Raw genomic sequence first — 17,531 nt, forward strand, 5'->3', positions numbered from 1 at the left:
ACCTGGCGCCGGACGCCAGAGCCCGCGCGTTCGCGGAACTCGCCCGGGTCGTACAGCCGGGTGGCTGGCCGGTTTCATCGGGGCCGCGTACCTGTTCCTCGACAGCCGCGGGCCCGCCCCGGCCGCGGCGCCGGCGCCGGTCCCCTCCCCCGTGGCGTACCACAGCGACGGGCTCGCCGACGCCTACGACGGGTTCCGGGTGGAGCCGCTGGCGCTGCCCACCGGCCGCGGTCCCGGCACCGTCTCCCTGCGGGTCACCGGTCCGGACGGCCCGGCCACCGGCTTCCGGGAGGTCCACACCAAGCCCATGCACATGTACGTGCTGCGCGACGACCTGTCCGGCTATCAGCACCTGCACCCCGAGGTCGTCGACGGCGCCTGGACCGCACCGGTCACCATCACCGACGGCGGTGCCTACCGGGTGTACATCGAGTTCGTACCGCACGGCCGCCCGGAAGGCCCGATGGGCGCCGAACCGACCGTGCTCGGGGTGCCGTTCGTCATCGCCGGCGACACCACCATGGTTCCGGTACCCGCCCCCGAGGCGGAGGCCCGCTCCGGCGCGTACACCGTGCGCCGCCTCGGCGGTGCCGTCGACCTGGCCTCCGGTACGCAGACGGCGCTGCAGTTCCAGGTGCTGCGCGACGGCCGGCCGGCAGTGCTGGAACCGTACCTCGGCGCGTACGCCCACCTGTCCAACTTCGAGGTGCGCACCCAAGGCCTCCAGCACCTGCACCCGATCCCGGCCGGAGCCACCGGCGCCGCACCGGCCGACGGCGTGCTCTCCTTCCACGCCGCGTTCGCCGAACGCGGCGACAAGCGGATGTTCCTGCAGTTCCGCGCCGGCGGCACGCTGCACCAGGTGGCCTTCACCGTCTTCACGACCTGACGGCCGCTACCCGAGCCGTCCCCTCAGCACCCGTTCCGGCTCCGGCCGGTGGACCGGTCCGGGCCGACGCTCGCTGTTGGATAGTCTGCTCAGGTCCGGCGCGGCTCGTCCCCGCCGGCACGAGCGGGGGAGGCATCGGAGTGAACTGGCAGACCGCCGTCGTGGCCGTGGAGTCCGGCGGCGACGTGTCGTACAGCCTGGGCTACCTGGCAGGCAGGCTCTTCTGCTGCTTCGTCGTCATCGGCGGCATCGTGACGGCGATCGTGATGGCGGTGCGGTCGGCACGCAGCCGGTCCGCGGCGCGCAACTTCGGCCAGGCGCCCTACCCACCGCCGGGCTATCAGCAGCAGCCGCCGCCGGGCTATCAGCCTCCGCCCGGTTACCAGCCACCACCCGGGCAGCAGCCCCCGCCGGGCACGTACCCGCCGTACGGTCAGTATCCGCCGCCGCCCCCGCCGCAGTCGGAGCCGCCGTACCCGCCACCCCCGCCGCAGTCCTGATGCGGTTCTCCCTCGGACAGGTCCTGTCGTGGCGGATGCGGCGGCAGTTCCTCGACCGGCCGGCGGAAACCCCGGCCGAGACGATCGTGGAACGTCTCTGCGGTGTGCAGGCCCAGGTTGCCTCCGCCGCGGAACTGGCCGTCGCCGTACGCCGTCCGGCACCCGGCGACAGCGGCACGGACCCGGCTCTCGAGCGCCGCAGCCTGATCAAGGTGTGGGCGATGCGGGGCACGCTGCACCTGCTGACCGCCGAGGACGCGCCCGCGTACCTCAGCCTGATGGCCGCACCCCGCACGTGGGAGAAGCCCTCCTGGCAGAAGACGTTCGCCACCACCGCGCAGATGACCGCGATCGCCGAAGCCATCCGCGAGATCCTGCCCGGCCGGACCCTGACGCGCGAGCAACTGACCGCGGAAATCCTGGAGCGCACGGGGGACGACGCGCTTACCGGACCGCTCGGCTCTGGCTGGGGCACCGTGCTCAAGCCGCTGGCCTGGCAGGGCTACCTGTGCCACGGCCCGAGCGACCGCAACCGGGTCACGTTCACCAGCCCCGGCACCTGGATCGACGGCTGGACGGGCCTGCCCGAACCCGACGAGGCCGCCGTCCGCGTCATCCCCGCATACCTGGGCGCCTTCGGCCCGGCCACGACGGAGTCGTTCGACCAGTGGCTGATCCGCGGCATGTCGAAGAAGGCCTCGCTGCGCAAGTGGTTCACCGGCCTGACCCGCTCCGGTGTCCTCACCGAGGTGGAGGTCGACGGCCGGTCCGCGTACGCCCGCACGGCCGACCTGGACGACATCGCCGCCGCCGAACCGGTGCCGGGCGTCCGGCTGCTCCCGGCCTTCGACCAGTTCGTGCTCGGCCCCGGAACGAGGGAGGAGCACATCATCGATCCGGAACGCCGTCCGCTGATCAGCAAGGCGGCCGGCTGGATCTCCCCGGTCGTGGTCGCCGCCGGCCGTGTCGCCGGCACCTGGGAGCAGACCGACAGCGGCATCACCGTCCAGTTGTTCGCCGAGGCGGGCCCCGTCCCCGGCGACGACCTGGCCGCCGAGGCCGCGCACGTCGCAGCGATCATCGGCTGCCGCCCCGGCCTGACCGTGACAACGGTCTGACCGTCGACCAGGCCCATACATTCCGCCACCACCTTCATCCGGCCCTCGATCCGGACGGCAACGAGACGGAAGGCTCTGCGCCGCCCGGCCTCAGTCGTCGCCACAGCCTTGGCCGTCGCCGTCCCGGTCGAGATGCCGGGCGTAGCCGGGATCGCCGCGGCGGATCGGGGCGGCGCCCGCGGCGCGTACGGCAGCGCAGTTCTCGTAGTACACGGCCTTGGGACTCTTCGTCGTGGGCTTCGGTCTGCTCGTGGTCCGCACCGGGGCCGGCTTCCTGGTCCGCGGGGGGCGGTAGTGGCCCTGCTGGGGGCCGGCTTGCTGCGCGTCGCGCCCGGCGAGGCGGAACGGGCGGGCTTCCCGGTGGCGGCACGGCTGACCGTCGCGCCGATGCCGGCGGCTGCGGGCGCCGTCTCCCGCGACGACGCGGCCCGGTCGGCATCGAGATCACCGGAGAAGGATCCGGTGGCCGGTCGGCCACTGTTCGATCCGGCGAAGTGGATGTTCGGACGGACTGACAGGACGGTGGCACGAGGGATTCCGCCCGAGGACAGTCGGCACGTATCCGGGATGTGCCGCAGCCACATCAAAGGACGACGATGCAGGCAGGCGCCACAGACCCGCTGAGACGGCTCGGCGCCGATCCGCTGTCACCCGTGCGGCGCCACCGTCGCCGGGGACGTGAAACCTGGAGGCGCTCACCATGATGTCTTCCCGACTATGGACGGTAGCGGCCACGACCGTATTACTTCTCTCCCCGGCCGTCCCGGCGGCGGCCGCACCGACGGATCCCGGCCTGAGCACGGCATACCTCGATGACTGGGGCCGCGGCGGTTACCTCAACGACTCCAACGAGCGCGGCGACGTCGTCGGCACCCTCAACGACGAGAACGTCAACACACAGCCGGTGGTGTGGCCGCGCGACGGTGCCCCGGTACGCATCGGTGTCGACCGTGGATACCCGACCGCCGTCAACGAGCTCGGCGACGTGGTGGGTGACAACTGGCTGTGGAGCAACGGCCAGCTCCGGACCCTGGCCGGCCCGTCCCGGCAGATGCGGGCCGTGGACATCAACGACCGGCGCCAGGTCACCGGCACGATCGACCCCGACTCGTCCGGGGTGGATCGGATGTTCCTGTGGCAGGACGGGCGGTTCACCACCTTCGGCCCGCCGGCCGGAATGCGTGGTCACCCGCTCAGCGTCAACAATCGCGGTGAGGTGCTGGGGTATCTGACCAATGCGAGCTGGTCGGTCCAGCAGGGGTTCGTCTGGCGCGCCGGCCGGATGACGATCCTCAAGCCCCTCCTGGGTGGCAACGCGCTCACCCCGCGGGCGATCAACGACCGCGGTCAGGTCGTCGGCTACAGCACCGTGGCGGGCTCCGAGGTTCTGCACGCCTTCTCCTGGCAGGACGGGCGGATGCGGGACCTGACTGCCGGTCACCCGGCCGAGGCCGGCCTTGCATGGGATGTGAACAACGCCGGCGACGTGGTCGGCAACATCGGGTCCAAGGCCGTCCTGTGGCGCGGCGGCAAGGTCGTCGACCTGGCCGTACCGGGTCAGTACACCTACGCCACCCAGATCAACGAGCGTGGTGACGTGGCCGGCTGGGCCACCTCCGGGGACCCGGCTCAGAATCGTGTCTTCCGCTGGCGCGACAACCGTGTCGTGTTCTCGGAGGGCTACAACACCGTGATGGGCCTGTCGCTCACCGGCATCGACGGCAGCGGTCGTGTGGTCGGGATGATCGATGATCTCGTCTTCCCCCCGCGGCCGGCGCGCTGGGTGGCCGAAGCCCGATGAGCGAGGCCGGGACGGGTCACCGCACAGCGCGGGCGGCAGCGGTCCTGTCGTATCCGTCCCGGCCCCCAGCTGAGCTCCGCGCCGATCTCACCAGCCCATCGTTCCGGGCGGCCCTTTGAACGGGCCGGTGATGCCGGGGGTGATCCAGCCACCGTAGAAGTCGCCCTCCTGTGGCTGGACCGTTTCGCCGTCGACCCGGCATTCGTCGACGCGGCTCGGGTAGAACGCGACCGCTCCGGTGATGTCCGTGTACGCGGCTGACGGATGTTCGTAGGACCAGCCGGCCCGTGGCACCCGGACGTCCCCGGCGACGAGGTCCCAGTAGGTGGCGACACCTTTGAACTCGCAGTACGAACGGCCTTCACCGAGTTCCAGCACATCGGCGGCGATGTCGTCGCGGGGGATGTAGTAGACCGGCGGGTGCGAGGTCTCCAGCACCCGCCGGCAACGATTGCTGTCGACGATGATCCGCCCGGCGTGCACGATCGTCACCCGCGCCGGGGTGCGCTCCAACCACGGCGGACGCGGGTAGTCCCAGACCGACTCCATCCCTCCAGTCTGCCCGCACGAACTGGCGGGGCGGTGCGGACGGTCACGGCTCGGCGTGACGGCGGCACGGAGAATACGTCGCCGCGATTCGCATTGCCGACCGCTTTTGATCGTCAGGAATGCAACCGGGCCGACCACTGGCCGGTGGCGATTGCTCCGCTCGGTTACGGTATCGGGATGCCAATCAGCCGTGATTCCGGTGGCGAGATCCGTGTGAAGATCATCATTGATGGCGACGAATCCGGTCACTCCGTCAACGAGCTGCGTAAATGGCTGCGCAGCGATGACGAGCTCGTCGGCGCCGAGGTGGACTTCGTCGCCCCGGATTCCCGGCCGGACGAGATGTCGGGTGGCATCGCCGAGGCGCTGATGGCGACGATCGCGGACCCCGGCGTACTCGGGGCGCTGATCGGAGCGGTGGGCGGCTGGGTCACCGCCCGGGCCTCCGCCCGGCGCACCCGGATCCGGGTGAAGGTGGGTGAGCGCGAGATCGAGATGGACGGCCCCGCGCTGCGGGATCCGGAGGGCGTCGCGCGCCGTCTCCGCAGTGAGCTGGGCGAGGCACCGTGACATGCGGCTACCAAACTTCGAGGAGTCGCGCGCCGTGCTCATCGGCACGGCGACGTATGACAGCGGGCGCCTGCCCGATCTGCCGGCGGTGGCCAACAATGTCACCGCCCTGTGGGCCCGGCTGACCGATTCTGAACTTTCCGGATTCCGCCAGCGGGACTGTGCCGTCATCGTCGATCCGGAAAATCCCGACGACGTTCTGAAACCGCTGAAAAGGGCCGCACGAGAGGCCCGCGACGTGCTTTTCGTGTACTTCGCCGGGCACGGTTTGCTTGACGAGGACAGCGACCTCCACCTGGGCGTGCGGTTCGCCCACGAGGAGGACCCGTGGACGAGTGTGCGGTTCGCCGAGTTCGCCCGGCTGGTCCTGGGAAGCGGCGCCCGCAGCAAGATCGTCGTCCTGGACTGCTGCTACAGCGGTCGCGCGATCCGGGATCTGCACATGTCCGAGGACGGGATGGTCGCGCGGGCCACCGCCCAGCTCGACATCGACGGGCTGTACGTGCTCACCTCCAGCGCCGGCAACAAGCCCTCGCTGGCTCCGGAGGGTGAGACGTTCACCGCCTTCACCGGCCGGCTGCTCGAGTTCATCGACGCCGGGGTGCCCGGCACGCCGGAACTGCTGACGATGCGGGCGCTCTACACCGCGGTCAACGACGAGATGCGACACCGCCGGCTCCCCTGGCCTCAGCAGCACACCGGCAACCTCGCGGGCGAGGCGGCGCTGTTCCGTAACCGGGCGCTGCTGCCGCCCCCTGCCGACGTTCCGGAAGTCGCCGGCGACGTCCGCCGGACGCGGTGGACCGACACCTACCCGGCTCTGCGGAGCTGGCGCCGGGCGGTCGGCGGTGGACTCGGCCTGGCCCTGGTCACCGGCGCGGTGAGCGCGTCGGCGGCCGGCTCGCCGGTCCCGGTGCCGTGCGCCGCCCCGACCGCGATCCGGATGCTGGTGCCGCTGGACACGGTCGAGATGTTCACCGGCATCACCGACGCCTACGAGTACGCCACCCGCGGCGGCGGCGACTGCCAGCGGGTCCGCGTCACCGTCGCCGGCGCGTCCCGCGACGACGCCGCGCGGGCGTTCGTCCTGTCCTGGCGCACCCCGCCGGACGCCTCCGACGAGGACCGGCTGCTGTTGCGGCGGGTCGGCCTGCCGCCGGACGTGTGGGTCGCCGACCTCGGCGTCGACATGGCGGCGGTCCAGGCCGCAGTGGCCGAGACCGACGGGGCCGAGGTACGGATCCCGGGCGATCCCGAACGATGGGCGCTGGCCGAGTCCCCTATCGTGCTGGCCGAGCCGGGCGTCGCCGGCGGCTCCCCCTTAACCCGGATCAGCCTGGCTTGGGGCAAGGTTGTCGCCGATCAGGACCGCGGCCCGGTCATCACCGGCGTCGTCCGGCCGGATCCGGACACCACGGCGGTCGGCCGGCTGGTCAACGTGTCGCTGTACCCGGACGACGCCAAGTCGGCCTCTGAGCACAGCAGGGTGCAACGGCTTCTGGACACCGCCGCGGTGGACGCCGGGCAGGGCATCGGCACGCCCGACATCGCCGGGTTGCTGTGCCGGCCGGGCCGTACCGGCCTGATCGTCGCGGAGTGGCAACTCGTCCGGCACAACTCGAGCCGATGCGGCGACGCCGGGCTGGCCCCGTGGAACTTCCTGTACCCGCCGGACACCCGCTGGCTGGACTATCCGATGGTGCAACCGGTCTGGGCTCGCGAGCAGAGCGATCGGATCCGGCGTACGGCCGACACCTTCACCGCCTGGCTGCGTTCCTCGGCCGGCGACCGGGCTCTCGCCGATCAGGGCCTGCGCCCGCGTACCGTCGGCCCGGACGCCGGGTTGATCAAGAAAAGCGGGGCTCGGACGGACTGGTTCATCGACCTGGAGCACCGGACCGGCACCGCGGATCTGGAACGGGCGGCCACGGCGTACAAGGAAGCCAAGCAGCCGGCCACCGTCCTGGTCGCGGTCGACGGCTCCGGGTCGATGACGGCACGCAGCGGCGGCCGGTCCCGGTTCGACGCCGCGCTCGACGGAATCGCGGCCTCGGTGGCCACGATGGGCCCGCGCGACGACTTCGGCCTGTTCGTCTTCTCGACAGCGATCAAGGGCGGCATCACCGAGATCGCCGGCCAGGCCTCCGAGGCCACCGGGCGGGCCCGCGGTTACCCGCCGGCCGGGGGCACGCCGCTGTACCAGGCCGTGGATCACGGCGTTCGCAGGCTGCGGGCCCAGAGGGGTGGGACGCCGTCGGGCGACCGGCACCGCATCCTGGTGGTGCTGACCGACGGCGAGAACACCGTCAAGCATCCACTGCCTCAGCTCGAGGACGACTCCGTCCGGGTCGTCATCGTCAACGTGGGGATGTCGGGGTGCCCGGACGCCAGGCTGGCCGCCCTGACGAAGCGCCACGGTGACTGCGTCGGTGTGCCGTCCGCGCAGGTCGACGTCAAGGTCACCGAACAGATCGAACGGCTCTGGCAGAAGGAAGCGACGTGATGAGAATCGGCGCCTGGCGTCCGCCCGCCTGGCTGCTGCCACTGGCGGCCGGCCTCACCATCGGCGTACTGCTCGTCGCCACGGTTCCGGCGGCGCTGAGGTGGTGGCGGGGCACACCGGCCGATCTGGTGATCGTGAGCGGGGTCGAGGACGGCGAGGGCGGCGCCCGGCAGGCCCTCATCGACCTCTGGAACCAGCTGCACCCCGACAAGCGGGCCAGGATCGAGCTGGTCGCGGGCAGCGCCGACGAGCAGCACGGCGCCATGGTGCGCTTCGCCAAGGCCGAGGAAGAGGTCAAGGCGGACATCCTCAATCTCGACGTGACGGCGGTCGCGGAGTTCGCCGAGTTCGGCCACATCGCCGAGTGGCCCGCGGGCGAGGCGCCGGCGCGGGTGCTCGGCGAGTTGTTGGAGAAGCCGCGGGCCAGCTGCTACTACCGGGGCAAGCTGTGGGGCCTGCCGTTCAACAGCGACGCCGGGGTGCTCTTCGCCCGCCGCAGTCTTCTCGTACCGGTTCCGGCGACGACCCCCACGGCGTTCTCCTGGGAGAAGGTCGCCGAGCAGGGCCCGGCGTCGGGTTCCAGCCCGCTCGCGGCGGCGTACGCGGGCCAGCTGGACGGCTACGAGGGTCTGACCGTCAACGCCATGGAGGCCCTCTGGGCGCTGGAACCGCGCGAAGCCAGAGCTGGGGAGGCGGGACCGCTGGGGGTGCCGGTCGACCCGGCGGTGTGGTCGGCCGCGGTGGACCGCCTGTACGGCCGTCCCGGTGACCGGGTGATCGACCCGGCATCGACCACGTACCGGGAGAGCGGAACCAGCGACCAGTTCCTCCGCAAGAAGATCGCCTTCATGCGGAACTGGCCGGTGGCGTACCGGACCCTGGTGGAGACCAGCGACCAGACGGCCTCGGTCGCGGCCGCGGACATCGTGATGACGCCGCTTCCCGGCCCGGCCGTCCTCGGCGGCCAGAACCTGGCCGTGGTCTCCGGCTCGGCCCGCGGCGACGACGCCCGCGAGCTGATCGAGTTCCTGGCCGGTGAGCCTTCGCAGCGGCTGCTCATGCAGGTCGGCGGTTTCGCGGCGGCCACCGGCGCCACCTACGACCGGCCGGAGATCCAGGCGGCTCATCCGTACGCCGCGACGATCCGGGCGGCGATCGAGAACAGCCGGCAGCGGCTGCAGACGCCGTACTACCCGCGGTTCAGCGAGGAGCTCCGGACGATCGTGACCGAGATCCGCGCCAAGGGCGGCAAAGAGGTACCGGCGAATCTGGAGAAGCGACTTCTCGACGCCTCGAAGGGCCGGCTGCCGCCCCGGTAACCGGCCGGTGTTCATTCGGCGGTGACAGCCCTCCTGTCGACTACTCACCGTAAGTCATCGTGGTATCGCTCCCATGGCGGCGACGTGGCAGGCAACGCGGGACGCAATCGATTCCAATGAATGACGCATGGGGCCGGATGTCGATCGACGCAACGTCATCGAAACAAACATCGCCGCGTCCGATCGAACATCCGCAAGGCTCTGAAGTGCGAAGACGCCTCCGGGTTATCGCTTAGGGACCTTTACTTTCGTCGATGTGACGCATAGCTTGGTGCCATCCGGCAAAAGTTCCGGATTCCCGAGCCGACAACGCGACATCATCCCATCGCGGTCCGATGGCTGCTGCCCAGTCGAACGGCGTGCCCAGCGGGACAACCTCCCGCGACACTCCGTGATGTCGTGCTGCCGTCTGCAAGCGAATGGAGACGTATGGACGACACCGCCGACAGGCCCCGGCCGGCCTTCTCCCGCCGTTCCCTGATCGTCGCCGGCACCGCCGGACTCGCCGTGCCCACGATCGGCGCGGGTGTAGCACTGACCGGCGGCAGCGCCCGGGCCTCCGCCGGGGCGACCAAGAAGATCACCATCTACGCCGAAGCCCTGCCGGGCGGGCTGTACGGCTACGGCCTGGAACCCGGCAAGGCCACCGTGCCGGGCCCGCTGCTGGAGATGTACGAGGGCGACACCCTCGAGATCACCCTGGTCAACACCACGACACAGCGGCTGTCGATCCACCCGCACGGGGTCGACTACAGCACCGGGTCCGACGGCAGCCCGTTCAACGACTCCTACAACGACCCGGGCGAGACCCGCACGTACGTGTGGCGCTCGCGGGAGATGTTCGCGGCCGCCGGACGCCGGTTCATGCCCGGTAGCGCCGGCTACTGGCACTACCACGACCACGCGATGGGCACCGACCACGGCACCGGCGGCGTGGCCAGGGGCCTGTACGGCGGTCTCATCGTGCGGCGGCGCGGCGACATCCTGCCGGACAAGCAGTTCACCGTGGTCTTCCACGACATGACCATCAACAACAAGGCGGCGCCGAACACCCCGATGTTCGAGGCGAACCTGGGCCAGCGGGTCGAGTGGGTCGCCATCGGGCACGGCAACCTGTTCCACACCTTCCACCTGCACGCGCACCGCTGGGTCGACAACCGCACCGGCATGCTGGAGAGCGTCAGCGACCCCAGCCCCACGATCGACAACAAGGATCTCAACCCGGGCAGCTCGTTCGGCTTCCAGGTGCTGGCCGGCGAGGGCGTCGGGCCGGGCGCCTGGATGTACCACTGCCACGTGCAGAACCACTCGGACGGTGGCATGGCCGGGATCTTCCTGGTCCGCAACGCCGACGGCAGCATGCCGCCGGGCGCACAGGAGGCCATCCACCGGTTCCAGGGCCACGCGCACACCACCACGTCGCAGAACAACGACGCACATGGGGGGCACGGCTGATGACAACGACCCATCTTCCGGTACGACGAGCGCTGGCAGCCGCGGCCGCGGTACTCACCGTCCTCACCGGATCGGCGCCCGCCGTGGCGTCACCGGCGCCCCAGTCACGCTCCGGTGCTGCGCCACCAGCGGAGTCGGTGCTGGTCTTCCACGGCGCGAGCGCGGAGCAGGACGACCCGGTCGCCAAGGCCGCCGCGACCATCGACGGACTCGCCGGCGCGGCCGGACTCAGCGCCACGGTGAGTTCCGACCCGGCCGTGTTCACCGCCGCCGGGCTGGCCGGGCACCGGGCCGTGGTCTTCCTGTCCGCGACCGGCACCACACTCAGCCGTGACCAGGAGAGCGCGCTCCAGGCGTACATCAGAGGGGGTGGTGGTTTTGTCGGGATCGGTGACGCCGCGAAGGCGCAACTGGACTCGACCTGGTTCACCGGCCTGATCGGAACCCGCCCGGCCGGTGCGATCCCGGCGGCGGAACCGGTCAGCAAGGTCACCGCGAGCGGCGAGAACACGCCGAACGAGACCAAGGAGAAGCTCGCCGACGGCGACGCCAATACGAAGTGGCTGGTACGCACGGCAACCGCCTGGGTGAGCTACGAACTGGCCGCCGCGAAGCCCATCACCGGTTACGCCCTGACCTCGGCCAACGACTTCCCCGGCCGGGACCCGAAGGACTGGACGCTGAAGGCCTCCGCCGACGGGCAGACCTGGACCGAACTCGACCGGCGGACCGGGCAGAGCTTCCCGGACCGGTTCCAGACCCGGCGGTTCGAGCTGTCCGCGCCGCAGAACCACCGGTTCTTCCGGCTGGAGATCACCGCAAACGGCGGGGAGCCGCTCATCCAGCTCGCCGACCTGCGGCTGTTCACCGCCGACGCCGTCGCTCCCCCGCCGCCGGGCGTGAACCGGGCCGTGATCAACGTGCTCGACACCAGGCACCCGGCCACCGCGGGCCTGCCGCGCACGATCACCCGCTCGGACCGCTGGCACAACTGGGACCCGAACCCGCTCGGCACCGTGCACACCCTGGCCCAGGTCGAGGAACGGCACTACAACCCCGGCACCGGCGCCAACGGTCCGTTCCACCCGATCTCCTGGTGCCGTGACTACGACGGCGGCCGGTCCTTCTACACCGGCATGGGGCACACCGCGGGCAGCTACGACGAGCAGGATTTCCGCAAGCATCTGACCGGCGCCCTGAAGTGGACCTCCGGGATCGTGCGCGGTGACTGTCAGGCGACCATCGCCGCCAACTACCGCACCGAGCGGCTGACCGCGGCGAACCAGACCGGGCAGCTCGACCAGATCGGCGAACCGCACGGGCTGACCATCGCCGGTGACGGCACGGTCTTCTACGTCGGCAAGGCCGCCTGCCCGGGTGGGCCGGTCGTCAGCTGGGACGATCCGAAGGTCGGCCTCGGCTGCGGCACCATCCACTCCTGGAACCCGCGTACCAAGCAGGTCAAACTGCTGACCACGCTGCCGGTGATGGGCAACCGGGGCAGCGGCTCCGAGCTGGTGAAGAACGAGGAGGGCCTGCTCGGCATCGTGCCGGACCCGAAGTTCGCCGAGAACGGCTGGCTCTACGTCTACTGGATGCCGCACGACTCGATCGACCGGACCAAGCGGGTCGGCGAGAGGACCGTCAGCCGGTTCACCTACGACCACACCGCCCAGAGCATCGACCGGGCCACCCGCAAGGACCTGCTGAAATTCCCGGTGCAGATCCACAGCTGCTGCCACGCCGGCGGCGGCATGGCCTTCGACAAGCAGGGCAACCTCTACATCGGCTCGGGTGACAACAACTCGTCCGAGGGCTCGCAGGGCTACTCCGGCAACAACTGGACCCAGGAGTACGCCGGGATCTCGTTCCAGGACGCGCGGCGCACCTCGGGCAACACCAACGACCTGGCTGGCAAGATCATCCGTATCCACCCGGAAGCGGACGGCACGTACACGATCCCGCCGGGCAACCTGTTCCCGCCGGGCACCGGGAAGACCCGCCCGGAGATCTACGTGATGGGCGTACGCAACATCGCGCGCCTGCAGATCGACCCGGAGACCGACTGGCTGACCGCCGGCTGGGTCGGCCCCGACGCCTCCAACCCGAACCCGGAACTCGGCCCGGCCAAGTACGAGACGGCCACCATCATCACGTCCGCCGGTAACCAGGGCTGGCCGTACTGCATGGGCAACCGGCAGCCGTACCGCGACCGCAGCAGCACCGACGCCACCCAGCTGACCGGCTGGTACGACTGCGGCAACCTGAAGAACAACTCACCGCGCAACACCGGCCTCGTCGACATCCCACCGGCCCGCGACAACATGATCTGGTACGCGCCCGGCGGTGGCGGCCCAGTCTTCCCGGCCCGCGGCGACGGCAGCGGCCTGCCCACCTACAACGCCGCCGACGCTGTCTACACGCAGCCGTACCTGCGCGGCGGCGGTCAGGCGATCATGTCGGGCCCGACCTACCACCACGACCTGGCCGACCCGGCCAGCACCGTGAAGTGGCCGGCCTACTGGGACGACAAGTGGTTCATCGGCGACCAGTCGAACGCCGCGAACCGGGTGGCGATCACCGTCGACCCGGCCGGGGTGCCGGAGCAGAAGCCGCCGCTGTTCGGTGAGACGCTGCGCGCCATCCTGCCCGGCGGCAACGCCGACAACCGGCTGATGAGCTGGATGGACGCCAAGTTCGGCCCGGACGGTGCGCTGTACCTGCTCGACTACGGCGGCGGGTTCTTCAGCCTGCACCCGGCGCAGAAGCTGCTGCGGGTGGTCTACACCGGCGGGGCACCGACCCCGGCTCCGCAGGCGACCTCGGTCGCGGTGCAGAACAAGCCGCTGACGTACGCCTTCACCGGGTCGCGCTCGGGCGGGGTCAGCCACCGCTGGGAGTTCGGCGACGGCACCAATTCCACTCTCGCTGATCCGCAGCATGTCTACGCGAAGCCCGGCACCTACAACGCGCGGCACACCGTCACCTACGCCGACGGTGAAACGGTCACCACGCAGGTCCCCGTGCAGGTCGGGTGTGACGTGCCGGACAAACGGGCCACCATCTGGCTCGCCGGCACCGACACCTCCGTGCCGAACAAGGAGGCCGGCGGAGGCTGCACCGTCAATGATCTGATTGACGACGAGAGCACGTGGCCGGACCACGACAGTTTCGTGCGGCACGTCACGGGCATCGCACGCGCTCATCTCACCGACCGTCAGGCCGGAGCCCTTACGCGTGCCGCAGCCGCCGCACCGATCGGGCGGCAGGGTCACACCGGGTACGAGCCGCTGTTCGACGGCACCGCCGCCTCGCTGCGCGGCTGGCAGCAGGCACCGTCCGGGCAGTTCGCCATCCGGCCGGACGGCTCGCTGCGTCCCTCGGGCGGGCTGGGCATGCTGTGGCACACGAAGGAACTGGGTGACTTCTCGCTGAAGCTGCAGTTCAAGGACGTCGCACCGGGCACCACCAGGGCCAACAGCGGCGTGTTCACCCGGTTCCCCGACCCGCGGACCCCGCTCGCCGACCGCCCGGCCGGCAGCTGCGGCACGGTCGGCAACGCGCGGACCTCGGCGGCCTGGGTGGCCATCTACTGCGGTCACGAGGTGCAGCTCTACGACGGCGACACCGGTGAGCCGCAGAAGACCGGCTCGATCTACAACTTCGACCCGGTGACGCTTGACGACGCCCGGGTCACCCCGAAGAACCAGTGGAACGACTACGAGGTCCGGGTCGTCGGCCAGCACTACACGATCATCCGCAACGGCGTGGTCATCAACGAGTTCGACAACACCCCCGGCAAGCAGTCCTCACGGGCCGGCGATCCGCCCACCGACCTGCGGCAGTTCCTGCGCGGGCACATCGGGCTCCAGAACCACGGCGACAACGACCTGATGGAGTTCCGCAACATCCGGGTCCGCTCGCTCTAGCCCGCAAGGGCCGGTCGGGTGACCCTCGGCCGGCCCTGAAGTCAGGAAGGTGCCATGTCTCAATCCACCGTTCTCCGGCGTGCCGGCGCGACGCTCATCGCCGTGCTGCTGGCGGTGCTCGCGGGGGCAGTTCCACCCGCGGCCGCCGCGCAGACGCTCACCTGGACCGCCGACGACGACATCACCAGATACAAGTCCGTGCCCACGACCGCGGCTGCCGGGGCCACGACGATCGTGTTCGAGAACAGCGCGGCCACCGGCAACACCACCGGCATGCCGCACACGCTGACCTTCGACACCAGCACCGAGGGCTACAACCACGACGTCACCCTCAACATCCTGGCCGGCCCGTTCGACGTCAACAACGGCCGCCACCAGGCGAACGTCACCCTGACGCCCGGCAAGTACCGGTACTTCTGCACCATCCCGGGGCACAGCACCATGGTCGGCGAGCTGACCGTCACCACCGGCGGCGGCGACCCGGACACCACGGCGCCCACGGTCACCGGCGCGGTCACCGGCAACCGCGACAGCCAGGGCGCCTACCTCGGTTCGGCCACCGTGACGGTCACCGCCGCCGACGCCGGTTCCGGGGTGCGCACCGTCGAGTACCAGGTCGACGACACCAGCTGGCAGGCGTACTCGGCCCCGGTCGCGGTCACCGCGATCGGCGACCACTCGGTGCAGTTCCGCGCTACCGACAACGCCGGCAACACCTCGGCGGTCGGCTCGGTGTCGTTCCGGGTCGCCCAGGGCCAGCAGCCGGACACCACCGCGCCGGTGGTGACCGGACAGACCGCCGGCAACCGCGACAGCGCGGGCAACTACGTCGGCGCCGCCACCACGACACTGACCGCTACCGACACCGGCGGCTCCGGCCTCGCCCGCATCGAGTACCAGCTCGACGGCGGCGCCTGGACCACGTACAGCAGCCCGGTCGCGGTGACCACGGTCGGCGCGCACATGCTGCACTACCGGGCAACCGACAACGCCGGCAACACCTCGGCCGAGCAGATGGCCCACTTCACGATCGTCGCGCCGCCGGTCGAGGACACCACCCCGCCGCAGGTCACGGCAGCTCTGACCGGCGAGCGGGACGGGAGCGGCAACTATCTCGGTTCGGCGACCGTCACGCTCACTGCCACCGACACCGGCGGCTCCGGGCTGAAGTCTGCGGAGTATCGCCTCGATGACGGCGAGTGGACCGTCTACACCAGCGCGGTGGCCGTGCCGGCGATCGGCGCCCACACCGTCCGCTACCGGGCCTCCGACAACGCCGGAAACGCGGCGGCGGAGAAGTCGGTCACCTTCACGGTCGCCGAGCGGGGCGCGGACGCCTGCCCCGACTCCGACACCCGCGACACCGTCGTCATCGACGGCTTCGACACCCGGATCCCCAACACCGACACCGGCAACGGCTGCACCGTCAACGACCTGATCGCGGAACGCGCCGGCTACCCCACCCACGCCGCGTTCGTCCGGCACGTGGAGGCCGTGACGACAACGCTGGCCACCGCCGGCAAGCTCACCCACCGGCAGGCGGGGACGATCGTCCGCGCCGCGGCGGCATCAGACAAGGGAGAAACACGATGAGGCTCATCGCCGCCACCGTCACCGCCGTGGTCGTCACGACCGCCCTCACCGGTGCACCAGCCGGCGCCGCCCTGGTCACCCACTGCATCGGCACCGGTGGCGCGGTGACCGTACCCAATGATCTGCATGTCCCGGCCGGCGAGTCGTGCGACCTGACCGGCACCACGATCACCGGCAACGTCAGCGTCGCGGCCGGCGCCAACCTGGTCATCGACGGCGGGCGCATCGACGGCGAGGTCCGCGTCGCCGCCAACGGCTACCTGGACGCCTCGAGCAGCACCGTCGGCGGTGTGGTGGTCCTGGCGGCCGGCGGTTACGGCCTCTACCTGCGGCAGGCCGAGACGGGCTCGGTCACGGTACGACCCAAGGGCACCGCCACGATCGACGGCTTCCTGTTCGCCGAGGACACGAAGATCACCGGCTCGGTGAACGCGCAGGCCGGTGAGGTGCGGCTGGAGAAGGGCAGCGAGGTGTCCGGCGGGCTGAGCACCACCGGCACCCACTACACCGACCTGCACGACTCGTTCGTCGACGGCACGCTCTCAGTGCTCAACAGCTCGACCGGCAGCGTGGTCTGCGGCAGCGCGGTCCGTGGCCGGTCGACGTTCGCCGGCAACCTGGGCGGCGTGCAACTCGGCCCGAACGGCGCCCTCGACGGGTGCGCGTCCGGTGGCTACTTCGGCCGGGACGTCAGCGTCACCAACACCACCGGCGGCGTCTGGGTCGACGACACCATCATCGACGGCGCGCTGACCGTGACCAGCAACAATCCGGTCGCCAAGGTCGCCGCGAACAATCGCATCCGCGGCGGCGTGGCAGGCGACACGGCGGCGGCGGCTCAGCGGCGTGCCGCGCCCGCCGGGGCTGCCGGGGCTGCCGGGGCTGCCGGGGCTGCCGGCGACAACTCCGCCGGCGCCACCAGTGACACCTCTGCTGGTGCCGCCCGCGGCAATTCTGCCGGTGCCGCCCGCGGCAGCGAGGCCGAACAGCGCGGCGAGCAGCGCCGTACGGTCGCCGAGCAGGAGGCCGCCGCAGCGGGTCCGGCCGACCTGTAGGTGAGTGACGATCGGGCCGGGAGCCTTAGCGCTGCCGGCCCGATCGACTTGTCGAGCGCGGAACCCGCGCGATCCTCGTTGCGCGCCGCAGCCCGGCGACAGTGGCACAGATCACGAAAGACGTCACGCACCGCCGGCGCTCGACAATTCCTCCGGCACCCTCGACGATCACGTTCGCGGCCGAAACCCCCCGATCTCATGCCTTCGGTACGACCGAAGACGCCCGGCGCTGGTGCAGCCCACTCAGCCG

13 protein-coding genes are annotated in these 17,531 nt (G+C 70.8%); 11 read left to right on the top strand and 2 right to left on the bottom strand.

What is annotated here, in order from left to right:
* The 3 genes from AB0G04_RS25130 to AB0G04_RS25140 all read left to right on the top strand — a co-directional run.
* Window positions 1-889 (top strand): hypothetical protein (locus AB0G04_RS25130; RefSeq protein ID WP_360987267.1); only part of this gene is annotated, 889 nt, incomplete at its 5' end.
* A 140-nt stretch (window positions 890-1,029) separates the two neighbouring features.
* Window positions 1,030-1,389, top strand: coding sequence for a hypothetical protein (locus AB0G04_RS25135; protein WP_360987269.1), 360 nt, complete (start codon window positions 1,030-1,032; stop codon window positions 1,387-1,389).
* Complete coding sequence (locus AB0G04_RS25140; RefSeq protein ID WP_360987271.1) at window positions 1,389-2,507, top strand: winged helix DNA-binding domain-containing protein; 1,119 nt, start codon at window positions 1,389-1,391, stop codon at window positions 2,505-2,507. The genes AB0G04_RS25135 and AB0G04_RS25140 overlap by 1 nt, the downstream gene beginning before the upstream one ends.
* 90 nt (window positions 2,508-2,597) lie before the next feature.
* Here the strand turns inward: AB0G04_RS25140 and AB0G04_RS25145 are convergent, their stop codons facing one another.
* Complete coding sequence (locus AB0G04_RS25145; RefSeq protein WP_360987273.1) at window positions 2,598-2,768, bottom strand: excalibur calcium-binding domain-containing protein; 171 nt, start codon at window positions 2,766-2,768, stop codon at window positions 2,598-2,600.
* A gap of 439 nt (window positions 2,769-3,207) precedes the next feature.
* Here AB0G04_RS25145 and AB0G04_RS25150 point away from each other — a divergent pair, with 439 nt between their 5' ends.
* Complete coding sequence (locus AB0G04_RS25150; protein ID WP_360987275.1) at window positions 3,208-4,308, top strand: hypothetical protein; 1,101 nt, start codon at window positions 3,208-3,210, stop codon at window positions 4,306-4,308.
* An 87-nt stretch (window positions 4,309-4,395) separates the two neighbouring features.
* Here the strand turns inward: AB0G04_RS25150 and AB0G04_RS25155 are convergent, their stop codons facing one another.
* A complete protein-coding gene (locus tag AB0G04_RS25155; protein WP_360987277.1) occupies window positions 4,396-4,857 on the bottom strand; it encodes a DUF427 domain-containing protein in 462 nt (153 codons plus the stop codon).
* 177 nt (window positions 4,858-5,034) lie between these two features.
* On the opposite strand from AB0G04_RS25155, the gene AB0G04_RS25160 reads away from it, so the two are divergent.
* The 7 genes from AB0G04_RS25160 to AB0G04_RS25190 all read left to right on the top strand — a co-directional run bounded on the left by AB0G04_RS25160 (window position 5,035) and on the right by AB0G04_RS25190 (window position 17,281).
* Window positions 5,035-5,427 carry a hypothetical protein gene (locus AB0G04_RS25160; RefSeq protein ID WP_360987279.1) on the top strand — a complete coding sequence of 131 codons (393 nt, stop codon included), beginning with the start codon at window positions 5,035-5,037 and terminating at the stop codon, window positions 5,425-5,427.
* Window position 5,428: 1 nt separating this feature from the next.
* The gene (locus AB0G04_RS25165) at window positions 5,429-7,930 is read left to right on the top strand and encodes a VWA domain-containing protein (protein WP_360987281.1); all 2,502 of its coding nucleotides are present in this window, start codon (window positions 5,429-5,431) and stop codon (window positions 7,928-7,930) included.
* Window positions 7,930-9,249 (top strand): extracellular solute-binding protein, encoded by a 1,320-nt coding sequence (locus tag AB0G04_RS25170; protein WP_360987283.1) that lies wholly within the window; start codon window positions 7,930-7,932, stop codon window positions 9,247-9,249. Before AB0G04_RS25165 ends, AB0G04_RS25170 begins: the two co-directional genes overlap by 1 nt.
* A gap of 429 nt (window positions 9,250-9,678) precedes the next feature.
* Window positions 9,679-10,704, top strand: a complete 1,026-nt coding sequence (locus tag AB0G04_RS25175; protein WP_360987285.1) for a multicopper oxidase domain-containing protein — start codon at window positions 9,679-9,681, stop codon at window positions 10,702-10,704.
* Window positions 10,704-14,633: a ThuA domain-containing protein gene (locus AB0G04_RS25180; protein ID WP_360987287.1), complete on the top strand. Its 3,930-nt coding sequence runs from the start codon at window positions 10,704-10,706 to the stop codon at window positions 14,631-14,633. The genes AB0G04_RS25175 and AB0G04_RS25180 overlap by 1 nt, the downstream gene beginning before the upstream one ends.
* A gap of 54 nt (window positions 14,634-14,687) precedes the next feature.
* Entirely contained in the window at window positions 14,688-16,226 is a 1,539-nt protein-coding gene (locus AB0G04_RS25185; protein ID WP_360987288.1) for a plastocyanin/azurin family copper-binding protein, read from the top strand.
* Window positions 16,223-17,281 carry a hypothetical protein gene (locus tag AB0G04_RS25190; RefSeq protein WP_360987290.1) on the top strand — a complete coding sequence of 353 codons (1,059 nt, stop codon included), beginning with the start codon at window positions 16,223-16,225 and terminating at the stop codon, window positions 17,279-17,281. Before AB0G04_RS25185 ends, AB0G04_RS25190 begins: the two co-directional genes overlap by 4 nt.
* Window positions 17,282-17,531 lie beyond the last annotated feature (250 nt).

This window comes from Actinoplanes sp. NPDC023801 (genome assembly GCF_040639655.1).
GTDB lineage: Bacteria > Actinomycetota > Actinomycetes > Mycobacteriales > Micromonosporaceae > Actinoplanes.